Annotated in this window: 22 protein-coding genes; 12 read left to right on the top strand and 10 right to left on the bottom strand. The window is 52.7% G+C overall.

Annotation, left to right across the window (positions count from 1 at the left end; translation table 11 throughout):
• Positions 1-140 precede the first annotated feature (140 nt).
• Positions 141-878, bottom strand: coding sequence for a siderophore-interacting protein (locus ACO0LF_RS05710; protein ID WP_423012803.1), 738 nt, complete (start codon positions 876-878; stop codon positions 141-143).
• A 38-nt stretch (positions 879-916) separates the two neighbouring features.
• Between ACO0LF_RS05710 and ACO0LF_RS05705 the strand changes: the two genes are divergently transcribed.
• Positions 917-1,387 carry a MarR family winged helix-turn-helix transcriptional regulator gene (locus ACO0LF_RS05705; protein WP_423012801.1) on the top strand — a complete coding sequence of 157 codons (471 nt, stop codon included), beginning with the start codon at positions 917-919 and terminating at the stop codon, positions 1,385-1,387.
• A 29-nt stretch (positions 1,388-1,416) separates the two neighbouring features.
• Complete coding sequence (hisC, locus tag ACO0LF_RS05700) at positions 1,417-2,481, top strand: histidinol-phosphate transaminase (protein WP_423012799.1); 1,065 nt, start codon at positions 1,417-1,419, stop codon at positions 2,479-2,481.
• Between the two features lie 7 nt (positions 2,482-2,488).
• Here the strand turns inward: hisC and ACO0LF_RS05695 are convergent, their stop codons facing one another.
• Together ACO0LF_RS05695 and ACO0LF_RS05690 are read right to left on the bottom strand one after the other, a co-directional pair.
• Entirely contained in the window at positions 2,489-2,983 is a 495-nt protein-coding gene (locus tag ACO0LF_RS05695; RefSeq protein WP_423012797.1) for a hypothetical protein, read from the bottom strand.
• 47 nt (positions 2,984-3,030) lie between these two features.
• A complete protein-coding gene (locus tag ACO0LF_RS05690) occupies positions 3,031-3,516 on the bottom strand; it encodes an asparaginase domain-containing protein (protein ID WP_110254445.1) in 486 nt (161 codons plus the stop codon).
• 147 nt (positions 3,517-3,663) lie between these two features.
• Here ACO0LF_RS05690 and ACO0LF_RS05685 point away from each other — a divergent pair, with 147 nt between their 5' ends.
• Positions 3,664-4,440 (top strand): L-asparaginase, encoded by a 777-nt coding sequence (locus ACO0LF_RS05685; RefSeq protein WP_423012795.1) that lies wholly within the window; start codon positions 3,664-3,666, stop codon positions 4,438-4,440.
• Between the two features lie 166 nt (positions 4,441-4,606).
• Here the strand turns inward: ACO0LF_RS05685 and ACO0LF_RS05680 are convergent, their stop codons facing one another.
• The 5 genes from ACO0LF_RS05680 to ACO0LF_RS05660 all read right to left on the bottom strand — a co-directional run bounded on the left by ACO0LF_RS05680 (position 4,607) and on the right by ACO0LF_RS05660 (position 9,646).
• Complete coding sequence (locus ACO0LF_RS05680; protein ID WP_423012793.1) at positions 4,607-5,041, bottom strand: GNAT family N-acetyltransferase; 435 nt, start codon at positions 5,039-5,041, stop codon at positions 4,607-4,609.
• 13 nt (positions 5,042-5,054) lie between these two features.
• The gene (locus ACO0LF_RS05675; RefSeq protein ID WP_423012791.1) at positions 5,055-5,570 is read right to left on the bottom strand and encodes a TlpA family protein disulfide reductase; all 516 of its coding nucleotides are present in this window, start codon (positions 5,568-5,570) and stop codon (positions 5,055-5,057) included.
• 180 nt (positions 5,571-5,750) lie between these two features.
• Positions 5,751-6,326, bottom strand: a complete 576-nt coding sequence (locus tag ACO0LF_RS05670) for an ElyC/SanA/YdcF family protein (protein WP_423012789.1) — start codon at positions 6,324-6,326, stop codon at positions 5,751-5,753.
• A 112-nt stretch (positions 6,327-6,438) separates the two neighbouring features.
• On the bottom strand, positions 6,439-8,379 hold the full coding sequence (locus tag ACO0LF_RS05665) for a putative bifunctional diguanylate cyclase/phosphodiesterase (protein WP_423012787.1): 1,941 nt from the start codon (positions 8,377-8,379) through the stop codon (positions 6,439-6,441).
• A 289-nt stretch (positions 8,380-8,668) separates the two neighbouring features.
• Positions 8,669-9,646, bottom strand: a complete 978-nt coding sequence (locus ACO0LF_RS05660) for a D-2-hydroxyacid dehydrogenase family protein (RefSeq protein WP_423012785.1) — start codon at positions 9,644-9,646, stop codon at positions 8,669-8,671.
• Positions 9,647-10,019: 373 nt separating this feature from the next.
• Here ACO0LF_RS05660 and ACO0LF_RS05655 point away from each other — a divergent pair, with 373 nt between their 5' ends.
• Complete coding sequence (locus ACO0LF_RS05655) at positions 10,020-11,870, top strand: phosphoenolpyruvate carboxykinase (GTP) (protein WP_423012783.1); 1,851 nt, start codon at positions 10,020-10,022, stop codon at positions 11,868-11,870.
• Positions 11,871-12,011: 141 nt separating this feature from the next.
• Positions 12,012-12,782, top strand: coding sequence for a substrate-binding periplasmic protein (locus ACO0LF_RS05650; protein ID WP_423012781.1), 771 nt, complete (start codon positions 12,012-12,014; stop codon positions 12,780-12,782).
• 28 nt (positions 12,783-12,810) lie between these two features.
• On the opposite strand, the gene ACO0LF_RS05645 is transcribed toward ACO0LF_RS05650, so the two are convergent.
• On the bottom strand, positions 12,811-13,224 hold the full coding sequence (locus tag ACO0LF_RS05645) for a DUF2798 domain-containing protein (protein ID WP_423012779.1): 414 nt from the start codon (positions 13,222-13,224) through the stop codon (positions 12,811-12,813).
• Positions 13,225-13,267: 43 nt separating this feature from the next.
• Entirely contained in the window at positions 13,268-13,585 is a 318-nt protein-coding gene (locus ACO0LF_RS05640) for a hypothetical protein (RefSeq protein WP_422999665.1), read from the bottom strand.
• A 147-nt stretch (positions 13,586-13,732) separates the two neighbouring features.
• Between ACO0LF_RS05640 and ACO0LF_RS05635 the strand changes: the two genes are divergently transcribed.
• The 7 genes from ACO0LF_RS05635 (at position 13,733) to ACO0LF_RS05605 (ending at position 24,876) form a co-directional block, all read left to right on the top strand.
• A complete protein-coding gene (locus ACO0LF_RS05635) occupies positions 13,733-14,707 on the top strand; it encodes a LysR family transcriptional regulator (protein WP_423012777.1) in 975 nt (324 codons plus the stop codon).
• Positions 14,708-14,886: 179 nt separating this feature from the next.
• Positions 14,887-16,896 carry a sensor histidine kinase gene (locus ACO0LF_RS05630; protein ID WP_423012775.1) on the top strand — a complete coding sequence of 670 codons (2,010 nt, stop codon included), beginning with the start codon at positions 14,887-14,889 and terminating at the stop codon, positions 16,894-16,896.
• A 65-nt stretch (positions 16,897-16,961) separates the two neighbouring features.
• A complete protein-coding gene (locus tag ACO0LF_RS05625) occupies positions 16,962-17,669 on the top strand; it encodes a riboflavin synthase subunit alpha (RefSeq protein WP_423012773.1) in 708 nt (235 codons plus the stop codon).
• Between the two features lie 46 nt (positions 17,670-17,715).
• A complete protein-coding gene (locus ACO0LF_RS05620) occupies positions 17,716-18,144 on the top strand; it encodes a YybH family protein (protein WP_423012772.1) in 429 nt (142 codons plus the stop codon).
• Positions 18,145-18,491: 347 nt separating this feature from the next.
• On the top strand, positions 18,492-19,001 hold the full coding sequence (locus ACO0LF_RS05615; RefSeq protein WP_423012770.1) for a protein tyrosine phosphatase family protein: 510 nt from the start codon (positions 18,492-18,494) through the stop codon (positions 18,999-19,001).
• A 154-nt stretch (positions 19,002-19,155) separates the two neighbouring features.
• Positions 19,156-19,566, top strand: coding sequence for a hypothetical protein (locus tag ACO0LF_RS05610; RefSeq protein WP_423012768.1), 411 nt, complete (start codon positions 19,156-19,158; stop codon positions 19,564-19,566).
• Between the two features lie 156 nt (positions 19,567-19,722).
• Positions 19,723-24,876, top strand: coding sequence for an MG2 domain-containing protein (locus ACO0LF_RS05605; RefSeq protein ID WP_423012766.1), 5,154 nt, complete (start codon positions 19,723-19,725; stop codon positions 24,874-24,876).
• Positions 24,877-25,142 lie beyond the last annotated feature (266 nt).

Genomic DNA, 25,142 nt, shown 5'->3' with positions numbered 1-25,142 from the left:
ACCTGGGGCGAGGACATGCTGGGATGAGGTAAATTGCGGTGCGACACTATACGTCAGAAAACTCCCGGTAATTAATTTGTGCTGAAAAACTACCCGTGTTATCAGGAGCAGGTCCCTGCTCCTGATAAAGCACCAACTCATTAGCTTTCCAGGTTCTCATGATGCGCAATCAAACCACGCTTCCAGTAAGCCGCCACCCGCATGGCAGTACCAGCATGGCCTTTTTCTTCTGCCAGTATGCGACGTGTCGCTGCCATGGTGGCAGCTTCACCGGCGCACCAAGCGTAGCCATCGCCCGCTGGCAAAGGCAGGGCACGCAGGGTGTCCAAAAACTCTTGTGCACTGTCTACCCAGACTATGCTGATGTCTGCTGCGCTGCTTAATTCACGGCGCTCTACTGGTGGCACTTGCAGGATGACGATGGCGCGCACACCAGTTGGCAATTCTTCCAAGCGTCGCGATATCGCTGGCAAGGCAGTTTCATCACCGGCCAGTAAATGCCATTCATAATCGGTGGGGATAACTAAAGAACCACGCGGCCCGGCGACCGTGACGCTATGACCAACATCAGCCTGGCTGGCCCAGGCAGCAGCGGGACCATCACCGTGTATGGAAAATTCCAGCACCAGTTCGCCCTTGACGGCATCGTAATGCCTGGGCGTGTAGTCGCGCATAACGACATTGTCACTGTCGGCGCCCAGTATCAATTTAAGGTGATCATCAAAGGATGCACTGATAAAACCAGGCAGATCAGTGCCGCTCAGAGTGATGCGGCGGAAGTGTGGAGTAGGACTTTCAACACGGACAACTTGCAGATTACGACGTTTGATTTCATGGCGTACGCGTTGTACGCGACTGCTTGCAGAGGCTATACTCATTTATTCACCCATCAAATTAGTTGACAATATCTACTATAATGCGCAAAATAAATGACAATGTCAACCATTCTCAAGAAAATAATGAGGATGGGGTGCTGGACCTTATTCATACGGTCATGCATCAATACCGCTCCATGCAATACCAGGCCCTGCGCGACGGCCCGCATGACATCACCCATATGGAAGGCAAGGTATTGAGCTATTTTGGCCATTATCCCGGCTCCACCCAGAGTGACCTGGCCAAGCACAGTGGCCGCGACAAGGCACAACTGGCAAGGCTCATCAAGGGCTTGCGTGACCAGGGCCTGCTTGATGCGGTTGCAGATGAAAGTGACAAGCGCAATGTCAGGCTGACATTGACTGCAGATGGACAAAGCGTATTGACAACACTGCGCCAGCAAGCCAAACGCCTGAATACCCTGGCACTGCAGGCAATGGATGGCCAGGAACAAGGGCAACTACTGCAACTATTGCAAAGAGTTAAAGTCAATCTGGATAACGGCACGTAAAGAATTTTTTTCGAAAAAAATATCAGATCATGAGTAAATACTGGAGTGAAGTTGTCCACAAGCTGAGCCCCTATACCCCCGGTGAGCAACCGAAAATGGCCAGGCTCATCAAGCTCAATACCAATGAAAACCCCTACCCGCCCTCACCCCGTGTGCTGGCGGCGATACAGCAAGCCACCAATGCTGATCTGCGCCTCTACCCTGATCCCGGCTCAGATAGTTTGCGTAGCGTCATCGCCAATTATCACGGCTTGCAGGCAGAGCAGGTTTTTGTTGGTAACAGCTCGGATGAAGTGCTGGCCCATGTGTTCCAGGCATTACTCAAACACCAGCAGCCCTTGCTCTTCCCTGACATAAGCTACAGCTTTTATCCTGTGTATTGCGGTCTGTATGAAATCGCTCACCGCAGCGTGCCCTTGGATGCAGAATTTCAATTGAATGTTGAAGATTATCTGCAAGAAAATGGCGGGATTATTTTCGCCAATCCCAACGCGCCTACCGGCTGCGTCGTGCCGCTGGAAAAAATCGAATTCCTGCTACAACACAATCGCGATACGGTAATCGTCATTGATGAAGCCTATGTGGATTTTGGTGGCGAGACAGCGATTGCTTTGATAGGCCGTTACCCCAATTTGCTGGTGGTGCACACCCTGTCAAAATCGCGCTCGCTGGCTGGTTTGCGGGTAGGTTTCGCTGCTGGTCATGCAGATTTGATTGCGGGTTTGAACCGTGTCAAAAACAGTTTCAATGCTTATCCGCTGGACAGGCTGGCAGTGGCGGGCGCGATTGCCGCATTTGCAGACCAGGATTATTTTTTGCAGACTTGCCAGGCAGTAATGGCGACGCGCGAAAGACTGGCAATAGCTATGCGGGACCTGGGTTTTGAAGTCTTGCCATCAGCGACGAATTTTATCTTCGCCCGCCATCCTGATTTTGCGGCAGAAGAAATTGCCCTGAATTTGCGGCAGTCAGGCATCATCGTGCGCCATTTCAAACTGCCGCGCATCAGTGAATTCTTGCGGATTTCCATAGGCAGGGATGATGAAAGTACTGCACTGCTTGCTGCCTTAAAGCTATTGGTAAAACAAGACTGAAGAATGCTTACTCAGGCCAGCGGGACAAGACCAGCTCTTCTATATTATTCGGGTCATTCATTTTCTTTTTAGCCTCTGCCCAGTCTGCAGGGGCGGGCACGGCTTTTTTGGTATGCACGGCAGTGTCTATCGCCATCTTCATGCCAAACACCAGGATGCCACTTTCTACACTGACAGGCTGGACTTTTTTGACGATCTCATAAATCTGGTTATCGTAATATTCATGTACAGCGGGTGTCATGTCCAGCCAGCAAGTGACTTCTCCATCTGAACGTATCGCCACGACCAGGTAACCGGCGCTCTCAGGCATCTTGGCTTTTTTGAGGGCTTTGTAAATCTGCGTTTGCAAAGCCCGGGTATAACGGCCAAAGCTATCAACATTGATACCCTTTTTTTCCAGCTCGGCTTGCGACTGGAAAAAATAGATAGAATCAAAACGCGCCTCTGCTGCCTGCGTCAGGGTAGAAAAACACAGTAATAATGTCGCCAGCAGCAGTTTCATAGTAGTCTCGCTTCGTCTCACTTGGTCTCAGTTGATCTCAGTTGATCTTATTTATTAACGAAGACGCCAGCTTCACGGTTCTTTTGTACATCGTTCCAGGGGAACACCTTGCCATTCATGGCGACATGTACACCGGCTGGCAAGAGTTGCGCTGCGCTGCAGGCAAAACCCAGATTGAAGAAGGCATCTGAATTGGCGATTTCGTAAGGGATCATGGCGCCGGTAAATACGATGGTCTTGCCCAGATTGGCTGCGCCCAGCACTTCTGCCGTTTCACGCATGGTGTCGGTGCCGTGGATGATGACAATCGCTTTTTCTGCCGATTGCTGGCAAGCCTGCAAGACGGTATTGCGGTGGCTGTCGTTCATGTCGAGCGAATCGACCAGCATGCAGACTTCCAGTTCTACCGGTATCGTCAGGCGCGCACGCTTCAGCACTTCAGGCAGGTGGCTGTCAGCAAAGCTGAGCTTGCCTGCCAGTTCGTCATAATGTTTGTCAAAAGTGCCGCCCGTGGCGATGATGCGCAAAGTCATGGTCTTGTCTCTGTAGATGAGGGATTTCAAAAATTTTAGATTAGACACATTGTAACGCGCATAGGGGGCCAGTGAAAACTGCTACACTAAGCTGTTGCATTTCATCGCATGCAGCTTGTTGATAGATCCAAGATACACCAGAGATATATGAAACCGATCGCCCCCGGAACCGTAATTTTTCACCGCCATCGTGGCTATGGCGTGCTGACTGCCGTGAACTTGCTCAGTGGCTGGGTGGCAGCACGCTTTGGCGATGAAAAACGCACCCTGGACTTGAACTTATCCACAGATGAAGTCCAGCATGCCGATGGCGAAGCCATACTGTTTCGCCGCACCCCGCCAGAACGCATGCCGCATGCGCGTTTGATGGCCGTGGTCAGGGACTTGCATGCTGCCGGTTATCAAAAACTGTACTTGTACAGCTGGCCCAAGGCCTCTGGCCTGCACTGGCGCTGGCAGTTATTCACAGGCCCGCGCAACTGGATGCAAAGACCCTGGCGCGAAGGCTGGTATGGCTCAGGTGCGGATTACAATTTCAACCCCGTTATGGGCTGGGGTGATGCACCCGGTGCCAGCACGGCAGAGCTGATAGAAGCACTGGCCCGCTTTGATCCGGCTGGCCTGGCCAATGCACTGGGGCAGGATGAAGACCATACTGCCTGGTTTGCCGCAGTCTGCGACGCCTTGCTGCCGAATTATGCCTATAGCCTGGGGGCAGATACCCCGGAACAGCCTTTACCTCTGCACCTGCCGGTGATCGCCGTACGGCAACGCCTGCCAGACTGGCAAGGTGAGGGCCTGGCTTATCCGCCTGGCTGGGAAAAAACCTGGAGCCCAGACAGCCTGCAACGCCGCCAGCAACAGCGCGCCGTGGTCAGGCATGATGTGATACCCACCAGCTGGAGTTTGCCGCTGGAATTTTGAGTAAGCCCGATTACATACCAGTAGTTGAAGTCCAATAAGACGCTTGCCCTGGTTTTGTAGGAGCGGCTTTAGCCGCGAACAGCATGCCGTGTCGGTATTTCATTTGGCCCAAAGATGCGCGGCTGAAGCCGCTCCTGCAAGCCACAAGTAGTGATTAGCTGCCAGCTCAGCTTGTTTTTCTGGAAAGATGGTGACAACTCAGGTCGAAACCATTCTTCAGATACAGCCTGTGCGCATCATGCCTTTGATAGCCAGTATCGAGATGCAATTCACTGCAATTCAAGATCTTTGCCTGCAATTTTACCCAGTCCATCAATGCTGATCCCAAACCCGCATTTTTCTTTTGCGGGTGGGTGATCAAATCATCGAGATAAAGTATCTTGCCCCAGGCCAGATAATGCTGAACGCGATAACCCGCAGCAGCGACCACTTCCCCATCCATGTAGATGCAGGCGATGGTATAGCCTTCAGCGACCTGGGTTTGTACCCGGCTGATGAATTCAGCCTCATCCAGGTGGGGGCGCAAGTAGCTAAAAACAGTGAAACACTGGCGTATATTTTCTACATGGCCGGTGTCAAGTATGCTCACTTCGTATTTCATTTCCATCCCTATTTCAGGAGCCCAGCGATTCCCACAGATTATCCCAGTCATTCGCCTGGAAACTGCCTTCCCGTTTCAAAACCAGCTGGCCCTTGGGATTAATCACGAAATGCGTGGGCTGGCTGACGATAGTGCCGAAATTATCCTTATAGCCCGGCGTATTGCGCCAGATGATGGGAAAACGTTGCTCTACAGGTACAGCGAGATTGATCAGTTGCACATAAGAATCAAAATCTTTTTTGTCCGCATCAATATTGATGGCCAGCAAGACAAAATTGCGTTTCATATTGCCAACATAAAACTCACGCATGAGTTTCAGGTCGCGCGCGCAAAGATTGCAACCCGCAGTAAAAAAACTGACCAGCAAGGTCTTGCCCGCGTAATCACTGATGGCCAGCTTCTTGCCATTCAAGTCCGCCCCCTGGAAACTCATCTGCTGGCTATCTTTGCCTGCCTGTGCACTAGCCCCGATACTGGCTGTCGCCAGCATCGCTGCGATGACGACACTGAGTAATTTTGTTTTTTTCACGATAAAAGGCTTTCTATAAAGATATGTACTTATGCATGAATCATACGACAGATATAAATTGGTCGCAGCTTTAGGCGTTCAGCTTACAGTGATTTATTTCTGGACACGAAATATGACATTCTCATTTTCAAGCTGACAAAGCCCATAACACTCCCTGCTTAAGTGGCTCCAGTAATCCATTCATTCCGCTTGTGGATTGCTGAAGGTATACTCAAAATAGGCAAACACTTCGCGTCCCAGTGAATAGGCATCCCGTATTTCGTAGTCGGTGGAATGCACATGCCCGACAGGGTCGACCCCATATTTTTTCATCGCCAGTTGAAAACGTGCGATATGAAAAAACTGGCTGGCCAGCATGCTGGATTTCCAGTTTTTCTCTCTCATCAGGCTAGTCGCCGCTTTGGCGGTGGCAAAGGTATTGATGCCCTGGCTGTCGGTATATACAGCAGCGTCTGGCACCCCATGATCGACCAGGTATTTTTTCATGACGATGGCTACATCATGACCCTCTTCCCCTGTGCCGCCGCTGACCAGGATGGCTTTACACTTTTGTGCGACGTACAGGCGCAAGGCGGCATTCAGGCGGCCACGCAGGCGATCGGATGGTTTGCCATCAGGATTAACGGTATTACCAGGCACTACCACCAGATCCGCAGCCACGACCTGATCGCGCAAACCCAGGGTAGAAATAGCCGCCGCCATGAACAAGAGGCAGATCAGCAAAGCCAGGCTGAATTGTTTTATTTTCTTTTGCAATGAATAAGGCATGGAAGCAGGGGAAGTAGTAGACAGGAACCCGCATGCTAAGCCTTTTCAGGGGCGAATGCAAAACCCTGCTTATCTCTGCTCATCCCTGCTTATGGCTGGATCAGGCCGACAACACTGCCCGCCGGTTGATTTGCCAGGATCTGGCCCATTGGCTGAAGACATCAGCAGGCATGGGTTTGCAGAAATAATAGCCCTGGCCCAGGTCACAGCCCATTTCCTGCAATTGCTGCTCGACCCTGGCGCTTTCTATACCCTCGGCGACGACTTTGAGATTGAGGTTATGCGCCAGTTGTATCGTCGATAGCACGATGGCACGACTGCTGGCATCTATGCCCATGGTGCGCATGAAACTCTGGTCTATCTTGAGTTCATCAACCTTCAAGTCTTTCAGATGAGCCAGGGAAGAATATCCGGCCCCAAAATCATCGATGGACAGGCGAAAGCCCAGTGTATGCAAGTTCTGTATGGTTAGCATGGCCGTTTCAGCTGCATCGGCAAAGCTGGATTCCCGCAGCTCAAGGATGATGGATTCGGCAGGCAAATTGAATTCTGTGAGCAAAGCACACAAGTCATCGACAAGTTGACGATCGACTATGCAGCGTGCTGACAAATTGATGGAAACACTCAGGTTCAAGTCTTCGGCACGCCATCTGGCAAGCTGGCCAAAGGCTTCACGTATGACCCACAGGGTAAAGGGCTTGATGAGGCCGGATTTTTCTGCAATCGGAATAAATTCTGCCGGGGTGACCGGCCCGGATACCGGGTCTATCCATCTGGCCAAAGCTTCGGCACCGACCACAGCCCCGGTTTTCAAATCGATCAAGGCCTGGTAATGCAGGCTGAGTCCCCCTTTATGCAAGGCTTCATGCAGCTGTACAAAGAGCTGTTGCTGGCGAGTGAATTGCTGCTCCTGTCTTTCATCAAAAAAAGCCAGGCTTTGATGCGCGAATTGCGCCTGCAGCATGGCCTGAGAGGCTTTGCGCAATAAGGTCTCGGCATCTTGCCCATGCCTGGGGAAGCTGGCTATGCCTATCGTATGGTCGATGTGCACCGCATACTCATTGATTTTATATTCAAGGCGAAAGTCCAGGATTTCCTTGATGATGTCGGTAGCGGTGATGTCTTCCGAATGCTTGCGGTAAATACAGACGAACTCGTCACGCCGTATGCGCGCAAAGCTGCCGCGTGAACCCACCGCTGCCGTCATGGTGGCGGCGATATTGCGTATCAGTTTATCGCTGGCATCTGCACCTATGATATTGGCGGTTTCAAACATCTTTTTCAGGCGTATATGGGCCACCAGCAAAGTGTGACCGCGTTCCTGAGCGATGTTGATTTCCTTGTGCAAGAGTTCCAGCAGGCGCAGGCGGTTAGGCAAGCCGGTCACCCCATCCTGATAGGCGGCTTGTTCCAGTTTCGTCAGATAGTCGCGCTTCTTGGCCTGTACACCTTGCTCGCTGACATACAGTTTTTCTTCCAGTTGGCTGCGGCTAAAATTGTAGGCCAGGGCTATGCCGGTATACAGCAGCAGGGCAACACTGGCCTGTATCTTGAATTGTTCTTCATAGGGATAGCCAAAAGAAAATTCACCGGCACTCCAGATGCTGAGAGACACAGATAGCAACCACAGCAAGCTCCATTGCGCGCCCTGGCGCTGGCCTTTGAGCCATAAGGCCAGGAAGGGAAAAGCGTAAATCCACAACACGCCACTGCCAGCGATGCCACCCAGCAAACCCAGGGCGACACTGGTGCCTAGCGCAAACAGCAAGAGCAAGGACTCGGCCATTGCCAGCAATTTGTCTTGCATGCTGAGAAAAAATGCCGCGCCCAGCGTCAGCGCGGCAATCAGCGCAAAAATCAAACCCGGCAGGGGATAGCCAGATTTCAGGTAATTCGCCAGGGCCAGCAAGATAGCGCAGGGCAAGGCAATATAAATCAGTCGCCGCACATGAGGTTTGCGCTGCTTGACGCTTAACTCATGCCCGGCCACCATACCCAGCATGCCTTTCAACATGGCGGGGTTTAGCAACTGTAATCTCATCGCAAAGCTCTCCTCACAGTCAATATGAGTCATACCAACGTAGCTTCAGGTTGATAGAGGCAAGGCCAGCTCCAGGGTTTATTGGCAAGCGGCAATCTTTGACAAAGATCCTTGGCAAAGGAAAATCACCACTCACACCAATTAGCCCTTGAACACTGACTATGAGGCTAAAGTTTAGTGCATTTTTTACAAAGTTAAAGTATTTACAATGTTATTTTTGAAATATTTTTTCACCTGTTGGAAAATGATCATATTTTTTTCATATTGCTAAGCCACTGCCTATCTGCAATCAAGTCGCTTGCAAAATATTTTGCGGCTTGCCATTGGCAAAATCGACGATGTTTTGGAAAGCAATGCGGAAATACAATTCATAACTGCTTTGCTCCACATAACCCAGATGGGGCGTTGCCAGGACATTTTCCCGGTGCAGCAAGGAGTGCTCTGTGGCAACGGGTTCGCTCTCAAAAACATCGATTGCAGCAAAGCCTGGGCAACCGGCATCCAGGGCTGCCTCAAGCGCTCCCTCTTGTACCAGTTCAGCGCGGCTGGTATTGACGAACAGGGCATCCGGCTTCATCAACGCCAGGTCAGCCTGGCTGACGATGCCGCGAGTCGCATCATTCAGACGCAGATGCATGCTGATGATGTCGCACTCAGCGAAGAAAGTTTCCTTCGATGTTGCTACCAGCAAACCATCTGCAGCAGCTTGCGCACGGCTGGGTTCACGTCCCCAGACCATGACCTGCATGCCAAAAGCCTTGGCATAGCCCGCGATCATCTTGCCTATCTTGCCATAGCCCCAGATACCCAGGGTGCGCTTCTTCAGGACACGGCCCAGCTGGTTGTATGCGGGATTGAGGGAGGAAGTTTGCCAGACGCCTTCCTGCAAGAGCTGTGCATAACTGGTCAGTTTGCGAGATGCTGCCATGATCAGGGTCCAGGTCAGTTCAGCAGGTGCGGTCGGGTCACCTATGCCCTCTGCGATGGCGATACCCAGTTCATGGGCGGCGGCTATGTCTATATTGCCTGCCACTTTGCCGGTCTGCGAGATCAGCTTCAGATTCGGCAGCTTTTGCATGAGGGCGCGCGTCAGGCGGCTGCGTTCGCGTATCAACACAACAGCATCAAACGGCTGCAGGCGTATCGCCAGCTGGCCTGTACCTACGGCAGTATTATTGAAGACCTTGACTTCATGGTCCTTCAATAAATCAAAACAAGGCAGATGCCGGACCACGTCCTGGTAATCATCAAGTATGGCTATTTTCATGCTTTATCCTTATTCATTCTTTAAAACGATGGAAAATCTTTGTTCCTGCTTTCGTTCATGCTTGGCTGAAAAATCTTCACTTTCATAAAACGTAAAACAATGATAATGAAACTGATGCAAAATTCGCGTCAAGCAAGACTCGCGTGTACAATGTTCGCCTACGTAGCTTTTTGATTTCTTCCGCCCCGCGCCATCCTGCCGGGCGCAAGCCTGGAGCCAAGACACCCTCTTGTCTTCGTATTATCCGACAGAACCGCCGCTATGGTGTTCGCCTTGCTTGAGCGCTCCTGCGATCGCATCGCCACAATCTAACGACGATCCTGCCGTGCCGCTACACCGGTTTTTTTATTGAAATGGCATTGGAGGTAGTATCGTGAATCAACCCATCATGAAAGGTGTGGCTGCATTAAACGCACCCGCTTACGTGAAACATCAGAAATTGATCAACTGGATCGCTGAAATGGCGGCCTTGACCAAACCTGACAATATCTATTGGTGTGACGGCTCGCAAGAAGAGTATGACCGTCTGTGCGCACAAATGGTTGCCGCTGGCACCATGACAAAGCTCAATGAAGCCAAGCGCCCGAATAGTTACCTGGCCTGCTCCGATCCGTCGGACGTGGCCCGTGTCGAAGACCGCACCTATATCTGCTCGACCAACAAGGAAGATGCTGGCCCAACCAATAACTGGATGGCCCCGGCAGAAATGCGCGCCACCCTGAACCCCATGTTTGATGGCTGCATGCGTGGACGCACCATGTATGTCGTGCCTTTTTCCATGGGCCCGCTGGGTTCTCCTATCGCTCATATCGGCGTGGAATTGTCTGACTCGCCTTACGTTGCTGTCAATATGCGCATCATGACCCGCATGGGCCAGGCTGTGTATGATGTACTGGGCACAGACGGTGATTTTGTTCCTTGCGTACATACCGTGGGCGCACCATTGGCAGAGGGCCAGGCTGATATGGCATGGCCTTGCAATAACACCAAATACATCGTGCATTATCCAGAAACGCGCGAGATCTGGTCTTTTGGTTCCGGTTACGGTGGCAATGCGCTGCTGGGCAAGAAATGCTTTGCGTTGCGTATCGCCTCCACCATGGGCCGTGACCAGGGCTGGCTGGCAGAACATATGCTGATCCTGGGCGTAGAGTCCCCGGAAGGCAAGAAGCATTATGTGGCAGCGGCTTTCCCGTCTGCCTGCGGCAAAACCAATTTCGCCATGCTGATCCCTGCCATCAAGGGCTGGAAAGTCACCACCATCGGTGATGACATTGCCTGGATCAAACCTGGTGCGGATGGCCGTTTGTATGCGATCAACCCTGAAGCCGGTTATTTTGGCGTGGCACCTGGCACCAATACCGCCACCAATTCCAACTGCATGGCGTCTTTGACAGCCAACACCATCTTCACCAATGTCGGCCTGACCGATGATGGCGATGTCTGGTGGGAAGGCATGAGCAAGGAAGCGCCAGCGCACCTGATCGACTGGCAAGGCAAGGACTGGACACCAGAAATCGCCAAGGAGACAGGCCGTAAAGCTGCCCATCCCAATGCGCGTTTCACGGTAGCAGCAACGCAAAACCCGGTTATCGATGCAGCCTGGGATGACCCGGCTGGCGTGCCTATCTCTGCCTTCATCTTCGGTGGCCGACGCTCAACGACCGTGCCACTGGTGACTGAAGCCCGCAACTGGGTAGAAGGCGTCTACATGGCTGCGACCATGGGTTCTGAAACCACGGCTGCTGCCGTTGGCCAGCAAGGCGTGGTGCGTCGTGATCCTTTCGCCATGTTGCCTTTCATGGGCTACAACATGAGCGACTATTTCCAGCACTGGCTGGACATGGGCAAGAAGATAGCAGCGGCAGGCGCAACACAGCCAGCCATTTTCTGCGTCAACTGGTTCCGTACAGATGACAACGGCAAGTTTGTCTGGCCAGGTTTTGGCGACAATATGCGCGTGTTGAAATGGATGCTGGAACGTATAGAAGGCCAGGCTAAGGGTGTGGAAAACATCTTTGGCGTCACGCCTACCTTTGCCGACCTGAACTGGGAAGGCCTGAACTTCACGCAAGCGCAGTTCGATACCATCACTTCCATCGACAAAGCCGCCTGGGATGCAGAATTGAAACTGCATGCCGAGCTGTTTGAAAAACTGGCTTACCATTTGCCAGCCGATCTGGAAGCGACCCGTGTCGCCCTGGAAAAACGCCTGGCAGCCTGATTCTTAAGGTTTGAAACGACAAAAAGCGCAACTGTGGTTGCGCTTTTTGTTTTTGTGCACAGGCTGGAAATGCGGCAGGAACGGGTGTATAAATATCAACTGGAAACTTTACCAGGCAGCGACTTACACGTCGGGAACACCATGCATCTATCCAAACACCGGATGTCATCGCTGCTACTGGCAGCCAGCATAGCTGTCTTGCCAGTTCTGGCCCAAAGTCGTGAAGAAATCAGGCTGGATATTTCATCATCTGACTCCAACCGCCCCAGTACAGCCGCGGCACAAAAAGTCTTGAGCAAGGCGTATGGACAACTGGGTATCAAGGTCAACTTTATCGCCACTCCAGCTGCCAGGGCACTCAGCATGTGGAATGCTGGCAAGCTTGATGCGGTTGCCGCCAAGATCATAGATACAGGCTTGCCAGACTCGATCAAAATTAATGTGCCCATCGTCTTTGAAGAAGCGGTGGTCTTTGCCACACGAACAAATCTCAGCCTGGATGGCTTTGACAGCCTGAAACCCTATGTGGTCGGCTATGTCAACGGCATCACCTATCTGGAAGAAAGACTGAGAAATGTACCGCAAAAAGAAACTGCACCCAGCCTGGAATCCTTATTCCGTAAGCTTGAAGCCGGGCGCACCGATGTCGCCGTCGACTCACGCTTCAGCTTTTGCCTGGTACGCAAACTGGGCTTGAATAACATACGCATACTCGAACCATCGCTGGAAAAAAGGCTGGGCTATCATTTCCTGCATAGCAAACACCAACAACTGGTGCCTGCACTGGAAGCGGTCTTGAAGAACATGGAAAAAGACGGCAGCATCAAAAAAATCCAGGAAGAGGTCATGCAAGAATACATGGAGCAATGCACAGAACTGTCTGATGCCAGAAACAAAAAAGCCGCTGGCTAGCGGCTTTTGCGTGGGCGACTTTACAGGCTCAACGATGCACAGGCAATAAACTGGGCTTGCGTGTCAAGCCGCTATAGGCTGTCGCCTGGTCCGAGGCTTGCATGATGGCACTGGCGCCCAGCGCATGCTCGCTTGCCAATGGTTTGCTCAGACGACGCATCAATTTGTTGACCAGGGGTTTGCTGATATAGGCAGCCGGGAAAGCGATAGGCCAGACTGTCAGCCAGGCTTCCATCCATGCCCCAAAAAAATCATGGCCCCAGCCCATCCACATCAGGCGTAAGACTGCAGTCGCCACCAGGCTCACCAAACCTGTCGTCAGGATGGTAGGCAACATGGAAGCCAGACTCCTGGAACCAGCCACCACACGTGGCTGGCGCTGCACAGCAAACTGGCCCTGGACCGTCGCTGTTGTCAGAGTGTAGGCAGATGATTGTTGCATGGCGACCAATTATAAAATCGTGCTACTGTTTAGCTACGGGCGGTTAGCCACGTGCAGCCAGGGCGCGCAATTCTGCTGCCATGTTAGGCGAACTACGATCCAGGTCATTGGCGATGCGACGGATAGTCAGCATAGTGCGCAAGTTACGGGACGCGGTTTTTTCTTCGCGGGATTGTTTTGGGCTGATGACCAGCAAGGCAGCGCGCAACATACCCATCAACATGGGTTTGAATACGATCAGCATGGTAGCCAGGATACCCAGGCCCAGCAGAGGACGGGCAGCACCAATAACGGCACTGATAGCCATTTGAGAAACTGGCAGGGCACTTGCAGCAGGGAAGGCGATATTTAGGAAAGTCATGATTTACTCCACTCTTTAAACACTATGTAATGAAGCCATGATATTGCAGTGCATCATATAATTCTAATTTTGATTTATCATATCAATTATGCTTTTCATGAATAATTGTCAGTAAATATTGGCAATTGAATAACCGGAGCGAATAACGTGAATTTCCTGACATTGGATTTGAATCTGCTGCGTGTCTTTGACGCCGTCATGATTGAGCAAAACCTGACCCGTGCGGCAGACAAGCTGGCCATGACCCAGCCCGCCGTCTCCAATGCCCTGAAACGCCTGCGTTATTCACTGGGGGATGAGTTATTGATACGCACCGCCTATGGCGTCAAGCCTACGCCGCGGGCAGAAACCCTGTGGCCAGCAATACGCCAGGCACTCTCCAGCCTGGAAAGCGCCATCGCGCCCAGTAGCTTTGATGTCTCCAAGGCCCAGACCACCTTTCGCATGGCGATGGCCGATGCGACTGCTGCCTTGTGGATGCCTACCCTGGTGCGTGCCATAGAAAAAGAAGCTCCCGGTGTGAATGCGCGCATGGTGCCACTGACTACACGCGAGCCGCGCCCCATGCTCATGCGTGGTGATATTGATATTGCTATCGGTTTCTTCCCTGGCGTGGTGGCCCAGTTGACGGGCGGGCAGGGGGCGGCGAATAGCGCAATCCGTCATGAAAGACTGTATTCCGGCCATTATGTCTGCGTCATGCGGCAAGATCATCCCCTGGCCAATAGCAAGCTGACGCTGGATGATTATTGCAATGCCAAGCACTTGCTGGTCAGCTTTTCTGGTCGTGCCCATGGTCTGGTCGATGAAGCCCTGAGCCAGATGGGCCGTGAAAGACGTATCTTGCTGACAGTGAACCAGTTCTTCACCGGTGGCCGGGTAGTGGCAAATTCAGACTTGCTCACGGTCTTGCCGCGCCACCTGATTTCTGCCACCGGCATGACCGAGGCCCTGATCTGGAAAGAACTGCCCTTCAATATGCCGGATGTCCATATCGACATGCTCTGGCATGAGCGTGACAGCCGCAACCCTGCTCATCAATGGTTGCGCCAGAATCTGGTGAATATGACACATTCCAATCTGATCCCGGAACTTGAGCATGATGTGCAACTCGATACCTAAGCCAGGAATCAAGACAAAAAAAGACAAGATAGCGGTAAAACAGCGAAGATGAACGAAGACAAGTCTTTCTGCTATTGCTGCACCAGCAAAAACTTGTTAGGCTAAAAGCAGGATTTTTGACGGTATTTTTTATTTTCCCATTTCGGCATGGCTGCAACGCATGATATTTCCACTTTAACATGACCGAAATCCACGCTTACTGCTGGCGCTATCTGTTGTTGTTTGCACTGTGCCTGGGCATGTGCAACACGACAGCGCATGCAAAAAGCCTCAAGCTCGATGGCAGCAAGGATGAAATCTCACTGCGCTCCAGCTTCCAGGTCTATGAAGACAAAAGCGCACAATTGCAAATTGCCGACATCAGCAAGGCAGAGTATGAAAATAAATTCCAGCCCCTGCATGGCAATCTGAGTGCTTCTTTTTCTTCTTCTGTGTTCTGGCTGAAGCTGGATATACAAAGCACCCAGCCAGCTCAGGGCAAGCAATGGCTGCTGGAACTCTCGCCTGTCATCCTCGACGATATCCGCCTTTACCACTACGCTGCTGATGGCAGCATGACAGTCCACCGCGCTGGTGACCACCTGCCTTTTTCCAGTCTGGAAATACGCCATCGCTATCCGCTTTTTCTGCTGGAGCTGCCAGATACCGAAGTCCATCATTTATACCTGCGCATACAGAGCAGCAGTGCGGTGTTTTTACAGGCCAGCCTGTGGGAGCCACATTCCTTTGTAGCCCACTCGAACCAGGTCTCGAATTTCATGGGGATCTACTACGGCATCATGCTGGCCATGATCGTCTATAACCTCTTGCTGGCAGTGTCTTACCGTGATGTCGCGCTGCGCTATTACCTGTTATTGTCTTGCATCTCCCTGCTGGCAGGCATGAGCATCAACGGCCATGTAGGCATGTACCTGACCCCCGACTGGCCGGAATTTGTGGATATGCTACCGGGCGTCTTATCCCCCCTGGTGGTCATGAGTACGTCCATGTTCATCGCCAGCTTCTTGCGTCTGCAAGAGAAAATGCCGCGTATCTATCGCCTGTTCGTGCTGGCCCAGATCTCCTGCGTGCTTGCTGCAGTGGCAGTGCTGGCCGGTTACTATCCGCTGGTTGCTCCCATCATGCAAGTGACTGGCTTCGCTTTGATACTGGTGATCTTGCCGGTGTGCCTGATCGTCGGCATGCGCGGCTACCGGCCTGGCTACATCGTCATGCTGGCATCGGCTACCTGGATCACCGGGCTATCGCTGGTCACCCTGCGTAATATGGGTGTGCTGGAGCCGAGCTGGGAAACTGAATACGGCTTCCAGATAGGTTCTGCCATTGAAGCCATCTTGCTGGCGCTGGCCCAGGCTTACCACATCAGCCTGATGAAGAAAGAACATGCCCAGACTCAGGCCAAATTGCTGGAAATTTCACAACGTACAGAACAACAACTCGATGCCAAGGTCAGGCAGCGCACTGCCGAGCTGGCCGAGGCCGTGGCAAGGCTGCAAAAACTGGACAAGGATAAAAATGACTTCCTGGGTATCGCTGCCCATGATTTGAAAAATCCTCTGACCAGCATCATAGGCATGAGTGATTTATTGCGTAAGTTACAGCAATCCATGCCGGAACAGCAGCGCCAGCATTATCTCGAACGCATCAGCAACAGCGGCCAGCGCATGATGCGCATCATCAGCAATTTGCTGGATGTGAATGCCCTGGAAACCGGTCACCTGCATTTGAAGATGCAAAACCTGGATGTCAGCAAGATCTTGCAGGACGTGGCCCAGCAATATACCGAGATGCTCAAAGCCAAGGACTTGCAAGTCATCATGGATATCCAGGATGGTGTCATGGTCAAGGCTGACTTTGATGCCTGCGTACAAATCATCGATAATCTGTTGTCGAATGCGGTCAAGTATTCACCACTGGGCAAACGCATCTGGCTCAGTGTCAGCAATACACCAGAGTTTGGCGTGTTCGAGGTCAGGGATGAAGGGCCGGGTTTATCCACAGAAGACCAGCAGCACTTGTTTGAAAAATTCACCAAGCTATCCAGCCTGCCGACAGCCGGCGAACATTCCAGCGGCCTGGGGCTGTCCATCGTCAAGAAACTCAGTGAAGCCTGTGGTGGCAAAGTCCATTGTGAAAGCGTGGTCGGTGAAGGCTGCAGCTTCATGGTGGAATTGCCACTGGCGGCATAAAAATATCGCCAGTGCACGAATGGCTTACAATCACAGACATTCCAAGTACCTCAACAAGATAAAACATGTTTACAGGCATAGTACAGGGCATAGCCCGCATCGCAACACTCCATGACAAAACCGGCTTGCGCACTTACCAGCTGGATTTCCCCGATGGTTTTTGCAAGGACCTGGAAATCGGTGCCAGCGTTGCCGTTGACGGCGTTTGCCTGACTGTGACTGCCCTGCACGGCGAGCATGCTGCAGAATTTGATGTCATGCAGCAAAGCCTGGCGATTACCACGCTGGGTGAATATGCCCAGGATGGCCGCGTCAATGTAGAACGCGCCGCGAAAGATGGTGCCGAGATCGGCGGTCACCCCCTGTCTGGCCATATCGACTTCAAGGCCCATATCGCCCAGATACGCGAGCTGGAAAATAATTATGTGATACGCATCGCCGTGCCACCAGAATGGCTACGCTATATCTTCGCCAAAGGCTATATCGCCATCAATGGTGCCAGCCTGACGATAGCCGAAGTCAATCGCCAGGAAGGCTGGTTTGAAGTCTGGCTGATCCCGGAAACCCTGCGCATGACCGTTTTTGCCGAGAAAAAAACCGGTGCCAGCCTGAATATAGAAATTGAACGAACCACCCAGGTCGTGGTCGATACAGTACGCAGCATGCTGGCAGAGACCCTGGGGCCGCTGATGCCTGCGCTGGAAAGCCTGCTGGCGCAACAAGGCAAGGACCTGGGGCAAATCCTGCAAACCCAGGTACCACCACCCAAATAAGCCTGATCTGCGCTTGCTTCAGCCCCAAACATCAACAAGGATAGCCATGCACACTGAAGTAAGCGAGCAAGCCAGCGCAGCAACCACCACCATACTGAATAATATCCAGCTATGGCAGGATGCCACGGCTGCCGGGGATGTGGATAAGTTGCTTGATCTGATGGATGAAGAAGTGGTGTTCCTGATAGCAGGCCATGCGCCCATGAAGGGCCGCGAACAATTTGCCCAGAACCTGCGCAACATCTTACAGACACATCACATCGCTTCCAGCTCCCAGATACAGGAAATTGTCGTGCAGGCTGATCTGGCCTATACCTGGTCTTACCTGCAAGTCGAGATCGCCCCGAAACAGGCAGGCCCGCACATGAAACGTGCCGGGAATGTGCTGAGCATCTGGCGCTTGCAGGCCGATGGTAAGTGGCGCATCTGTCGCGATGCGAATTTGCTGAGCCTGGTGCAGGACAATCCCGCATGAGCGCTTTGAAAAATGAAGGAAAGCTATATGATAGGCCTATTACCTTGGGAAAAATGGCTACCTCCCTGGCTATTTGGACCACTCATGGTCATTATTTGTGTTGCCGCACTAATAAGCGACCAACATCTCGCATGGTGGGAATGGGTCTTATTGCCGATGGGCGTTATTTACGGAGCATGGGGGACTTGGGTATGGTTCACGACACGACGCAATCTATTCAAGGAAAACGTGAGCAGTCCTCCGCAGGAATAAGCAGCCCAGGCCTGCGAGACAGAATCTTATACACAGGTCTGTCCACAGGCATATCCACAAGCTTATCTACATACTTATGCACCGTTTTTCTAGGCTTGTCCACAGCCTTATGTACAGGCTTATCCACAGATGCCTATGCACAAAACATTGATGCACCGAATGTCGTCCCGATTACCACACAACTGACCAGCTCAGGCCAGCCCACGGCCAAAGCCCTGGAAAGCCTGGCCGCGCAAGGCTATGAAGCCGTCATCTACCTGGCCCCGCCGCATGTCTCTGATGCCGTGCGCGAAGAGAATCTCATCGTCGGTCGCCAGAACATGGTGTTTGTGAATATCCCGATAGTTTTCAACAAGCCCACCGTCAACGACTACGAAAGCTTTGCCGCGATACTGCAGGGCCTGGGAAACAAAAAGGTACTGGTACATTGCCAGGTGAATATGCGTGCTTCGACCATGGTCTTTTTGTACCGCGTGGTGGTAGGCAAGGAAGACCCGGCCATCGCCTATGAAGCCGTCAGCAAGGTCTGGGCACCCAGCGGGCCCTGGAAGCAATTGATGCTGGACGTCTTGCAAAAGCATCAGATTCGGTTTGAACCGTATTGATCCCCCACCTGAAGCCACCACATACTTTGGTCGGCTATGTTTTTGTGTTCCATCGCGATAGTATGCCTATTATTTTGTATATTTTCGCCCATGCCACCTTAACCCTGTGCATGAACAAGACACATAGCTTTGTCCATGGAACAGGTGGAATATCGTGATTGAATATCTCAGCAATGCAGTCAAGAACGAGCACATCGTCACATGGGGACAAGCGACACGCGCCTTACTGTTATCCATACCGATTTTCGTACTCTTCCTGATTGTCTCCATCACGGTCGTGGTTGGCATCGTTCTGCTTGCGGGTTTGGCTGGACAGGGTGGGCATGGCAGCAATCCCAGTAACACCGAATTCTTTAATTCCGCATTTGGCTATGCCAAACTATTTGGTTTCATCACTTTCCTCAGCTCGCTTGCCGTCCTGCGCGGTATTTGCCTGTGCATAGGTGCGCTGTGCCAGGCGACTTACGGTAAAACCCACATCGCTTTCTTTATTGTCACGGGCGTACTGGCCGCAGCCTTGTTGTTGATGGTGATCTATTTTACGTATCTGCGCCCCACCCCCTGAGCACTGAAATTCTCTTATGAAGCTCTGTTGCATTTCCCCCCGCGGAAGAAATCGTAACACCGGAAGATATCGTAACAAGTGAAATTGTTGACAATGTGCGTGTCATAATCATTGGGCGAAATTTAAGCAATCATCCAGATAAATCAGGGAAGCCACATGCAAAGCAAATCGTTCAAAATGGCGATGTTGTTCGCCTTATTCATTGCCATCATAGGCGGCGCATACTGGTACAAGAACAAAAGCCCGGGAGCATCTGATGCTGTGGGCGGCCTGGTAATCAATGATGACCCAAATGCCCCACTTAGCCTGGTCGATGCGGCAGACCGTGGCCTCGATGGCGCACCGGCACTGGCGCTGACTTTCAGCATTCCGCTCGACAGTAGCAAGACCTACGAAAAGTATTTGCAGGTATTCGAGATGCCACCTTCGGCAGCCGACCTGAAAAAATCCGAGACCAGCAATAATGATGAAGACAATGGCTACGACGACGATGGCCAGCCCAGGAAGGGCAAGGTCAGCACTGTCAGTACCACGGCAGAAGATACCGACAGCAAGGGTGGCAAGCCGGTAGCCGGTGCCTGGGTGGTGGGTGACAACCCGCGTCTCCTGTACTTCCCGCATATCAAGCCACAAACCCGTTATGTGGTCCAGGTCCAAATCGGCCTGCCTGCGCGCAATGGCAAAACCCTGGGTAGCGAGGCGCGCTATTCCATCGTTTCTGCGCCAGTATCGCCTTCCTATTATTTCGCCAGCAATGGCATGGTCTTGCCCGCCAAACAAAATGGCGGCTTGCCTATCGTCACGGTGAATGTGCCGGAAGTCGATGTGCAATTCCTGCGTGTGAAAAATGATCAGTTGCCGCGCTTTCTGGATCGCGTCATCAATGGCAAAACAAAAAAATCCGATACTGCAAAAGCTGAGGGTGAAGAGGGCGAAGGCGGCGATGACTACAACTATGACTACAGGCGCAGCAGCCTGAAGGGCGCTGTTCAGATTTACCAGATCGATGACCTGCGTGGCATGTCAGACAGCGTCTACCTTGGCCGCTTCATGACCGAGCAAAAAGCCAATAAGCGCAGCGTCACCTACATCTCGGTGGAAGACATCAAGGAACTCAAGGAACCCGGCGTGTATGTCGCAGTCATGAGCCAGCCTGGGCGCTTCCGCTACGAATACCAGACTACTTATTTCTATGTGTCTGATCTGGGCCTGCATACGCGTTTGTATGACAAGTCAGCCGACGCCTTTGTCAGTTCCCTGACCGATGGCAAGGCCGTCAGTGGTGTCGAAGTCTCCTGGATGGATGAAGCAGGCAAGGTGCTGGCCAAGTCAGATACCGATGGTGATGGCCATGCGACTTTTGCCGAGCAACCCAAGGCCGCCAAGGTCTTGATGGCACGCAAGGGTGAGCAGATTTCTGTACTGGCCCTGAAAGAACCGGCGCTTGATTTGTCGGAATACGATATCACTGGCTCGCCATTCAAGGCGACGCGTCTGTTCGCCTATTCTGGCCGCAACTTATACCGCCCTGGCGAGCAATTTGATTTATCGGTACTGGCCCGCGATGCCGATGGCCGCAGTGTGCCTGCCAAGGCCATACAGGCTAAATTGAAACGTCCCGATGGCAAGGACCAGTTCACCGCCACCTGGCGGCCAGACCAGCGCTTTGGTGGTTACCTCGTCAAACGCATAGAATTACCAGCCGATGCACCTACCGGTTTCTGGACGCTGGAATTGCGCGCCGACCCTGCCGACAAGGTGCCAGGTACGGTATTTCGCTTCGGCGTTGAAGAATTCCTGCCAGAGCGCATGAAACTGGATTTGTCCAGCAAGCTGGCTACGCTGGCGGCTGATAGTGACTACAGTGTCGATGTCGTTGGTAATTATCTGTATGGCGCACCGGCTGCCGGCAACCGCCTGCTGGGTGTGGCCCAGTTTGAACGCAATAAAAACCCGCTGGCCAAGCAATACCCAGGTTTTGAATTTGGTGATGTCACTGAAAACGAAGCCAAGACCCGTACTGAGCTGGAAGAAAGCAAGCTCGATGATGAAGGCAAGGCCTCCGTCGATGTTGATCTCTCGCCTATCGCCAAACGCCGTTCCCCCTTCACAGTACGCACTACCCTGAGCCTGCTGGAAAGTGGTGGTCGCCCTGTCGTACGCAGTATGGAACGGGTAGTCTGGCCCGCCCCTGTGCTGGTCGGCCTGCGCCCCATGTTCACGGGTGAATATGCGCCTGAAGGCAGCCCTGTGGAATTTGAAGTCATACGCTCGGACAAGGATGGCAAATTGCAGGCATCGCCAACCTTGCCGGTACGCCTGTTCCGCGAAGACCGCAATTACTACTGGCGCTTTGAAGACCAGCGCGGCTGGCAGTCTGGCTTTACTGAAACCGATGAACTGGTAGAAGCCAGTGTCGTTGCCGTGCCCGCCAATGGCCGTGGCAAATTGCGCCTGCCAGTGCACTATGGCCGCTATCGCCTTGAAGTGCTGGACCCGGATACCAAGATGCAGGCCGTGTATCGCTTCTATGCAGGCTGGAGCGCGCGCAGTGACGAAAGCCAGGGTGTACGCCCCGACAAGGTCGCCATGAAGCTGGATAAGCCCGTCTATAAGGACGGTGACACAGCACACCTGACGATTACCCCGCCGCATAAAGGCGAAGCCCTGATCACGGTGGAAGGTGACAAGACCCTGTGGGTAAAACGCCTGTCTGTCGGTGCCGATGCGACGACGATAGATATCCCGCTCAACAAGGATTGGAAACGCCATGACCTGTATGTCTCTGCCGTGGTTCTGCGCCCTGGCAATGAGGGTGATAAGGTGACACCGGCACGTGCACTGGGCCTGGCGCATATCCCGCTGGACAGAACAGACCGCAAATTTGCGGTGAGCATGGAAGCACCTGTCAAAGTGCTGCCTGACACCACCGTCAAGGTAAAAATCAAGGTGCCAGAAGCCAAAGGCCAAAAAACCATGGTGACCCTGTCGGCAGTGGATGTCGGCATACTTAACATCACCAAGTTTGCCTCGCCTGATCCGCATGCCTTTTTCTTTGCCAAATTGCGCTATGGCCCTGACCAGCATGATATCTATGGCCGTCTCATAGAAAAAATGCAGGGCCAGAAAGGCAAGCTGAAGTTTGGTGGTGATAACACACCCAAGGCAACCAAGAGCTTGCCGAAGAAGGTCAAACTCATCGATATCTTCAGTGGCCCTGTACAACTCAATGATCAGGGTGAGGCCGAGATACCGCTGGTCATCCCCGACTTTAACGGTACCTTGCGCCTGATGGCTGTGGTTGCTGGCGGTGAGCGTTTTGGTGCCAAAGATGCCGAGATGACAGTGGCGGCACCACTGATAGCCGAGCTGGCGACACCACGCTTCCTGTCTTTTGGTGACACTGCCATCGTCGCGCTGGATTTGCATAATCTCTCGGGTGCAGGACAAAACCTGAAAGTCAGCATCAACGGCGGCGAAGCCCTGAAACTGACAGAAGCCGAACGCAGCCTGAGCCTCAAAGACCAGCAAAAACAAACCCTGCGCTTCCCTATCGAAGCCAGGCCTGTGCCGGGTTTGCATACCATCACCGTTAATATCAGCGGCTCTGGTATCAAGATGGAGCGCAGCTTTGCCCTGACCGTGCAGGCTCCTACGCCACAGACACAGATCACCAAACGCTTCGCGGTGAAGGCTGGTGAATCGCTGGATATCAAGGAAGCTGATCTGGCTGGCTTGCACAAGGCATCTGTGCTGGCGCACATGGTGGTATCGAACAAGGCACCTATCGATGTCCGCGCTGCCATCCAGGGTTTGCTGACTTACCCTTACGGCTGTGTCGAGCAAACCACCAGTACCGCTTACCCGCATGTCTTCATTGATGAAGAAGCCGCCAAACGCTTTGGACTCAAGCCATATACACGCGAGCAAAGAGTGGAAATGCTGGACAAGGCCATCGCCCGCCTGGCCACCATGCAGGCACCGAATGGCGGCTTCAGCCTGTGGGGTAATGCATCCGAATTTGAATACTGGTTGTCCGCCTATGTCACCGGCTTCTTGGTGGATGCACGTGAACAGGGCTTTGGTGTGCCAGATGCCATGTATAACAAGGCACTGGACTTTTTGCTGCGTGGTTTGCAGGAAGGGGTAGCACGTTTGCCAGCCAATCCAAAACCGGTGGCAGCTGCAACTTCTACAACGACTGCCAACAGCACTGGCTTGTGGGAAGAAAACCGTGTGCTCGACAATGGCCGCTTCAGTGTACTGGCAGCCGGTGCTTATGTACTGTCACGTCAGAACAAAGCGCCACTGGCAACATTGCGCCAGATGCATGATGTCCGTGGCAATGCACAGTCTGGCCTGGGCCTGATACAACTGGGCATCGCCCTGAAGCAAATGGGCGACAAGGGACGCAGCGATGTGGCACTGGCTGAAGGTGTCAAAAAGGGCCGTGACAATGGCTATTGGTGGTATGACTATGGCAGCAATCTGCGCGATGCTGCCCTGTCCTACGCCTTGCTGGATCGCCACCAGATCAACATCCCTGGTCGAGACAATCTGATAGGCGTCATCGCCAATGAAATGGAGAAATACCGCTACTACAGCACCCAGGAAAAACTCGCCCTGTTCCTGGTAGGTCGTTCTTACAGCACTGGTGAAGCAGCTCCATGGACTGGTACTTTAGCCATCGCCGGCAAGGCTGATGAATTGTCAGCCAAGACGACGCTGTTCCGGGAATTGCAGGCCAGTGAATTATCTGGCGGTGTCAAGCTGAGTAATAACAGCAAGGACAATCTGTACGTAGAATTGTCCATGAACGGCAACCCGGTCAAGATGCCACCTGCCAAGACTGATGTCATAGAACTGAGCCGCAAGATGTATGCACCGGATGGCTCGGAAATCGGCAACCGTGCCTTGAAGGTAGGCGAGACCATCATCATGCGCATCACCGCCCGCAGCCGCAACGCCATGGGCACAGGCATGATCGTCGATCGCATCCCGGCGGGCCTGGAAATCGAGAACACGAATATCGTCCAGGGTGAGCAAATGAGTACGGTGACGATAGATAAACTCAAGCCCGCCGAAGTCATGCAAGACCCGCATATCAAGCATGTAGAATTCCGCGATGACAGGTTTGTGGCAGCAGTACGCATGGACTGGAATGTACTGAACCTGTTCTACCGCGTGCGGGTAGTGACCCCAGGTAAATTCGTGATACCGCCGCTGTATGCAGAAGATATGTACAGGCCGGATTTGTATGGGCAAACCGGTGGGACGGATGTGTTGACTGTGGTGGAGAGTGGGAAGTAGGGACTTATTGTGTAGGTTGGGCTACGCTTCATCAGCCCAACTCTGGGCGCTTGATGGCGTATTCGTTAATCAACGCCCGATTCAAGACCTCTCACCACAGAGACACAGAGCCACAGAGGAAACACTGAGTAAGGCTTGAGTTTTTTGATGAACGGCAATCAAAAAAACGTCGCTCCTGCGAAGGCAGGAGCCCAGCGGCGTTCGTTGCATACTTGAGTCATTGTTAAAACGATTGCCCTCCGCAGATACAAGCCGGGTCTCGGCCC

Source organism: Undibacterium sp. Di27W, from assembly GCF_049340345.1.
Lineage (GTDB): Bacteria > Pseudomonadota > Gammaproteobacteria > Burkholderiales > Burkholderiaceae_D > Undibacterium.
This window is presented reverse-complemented; position numbering and strand designations above follow the sequence as displayed.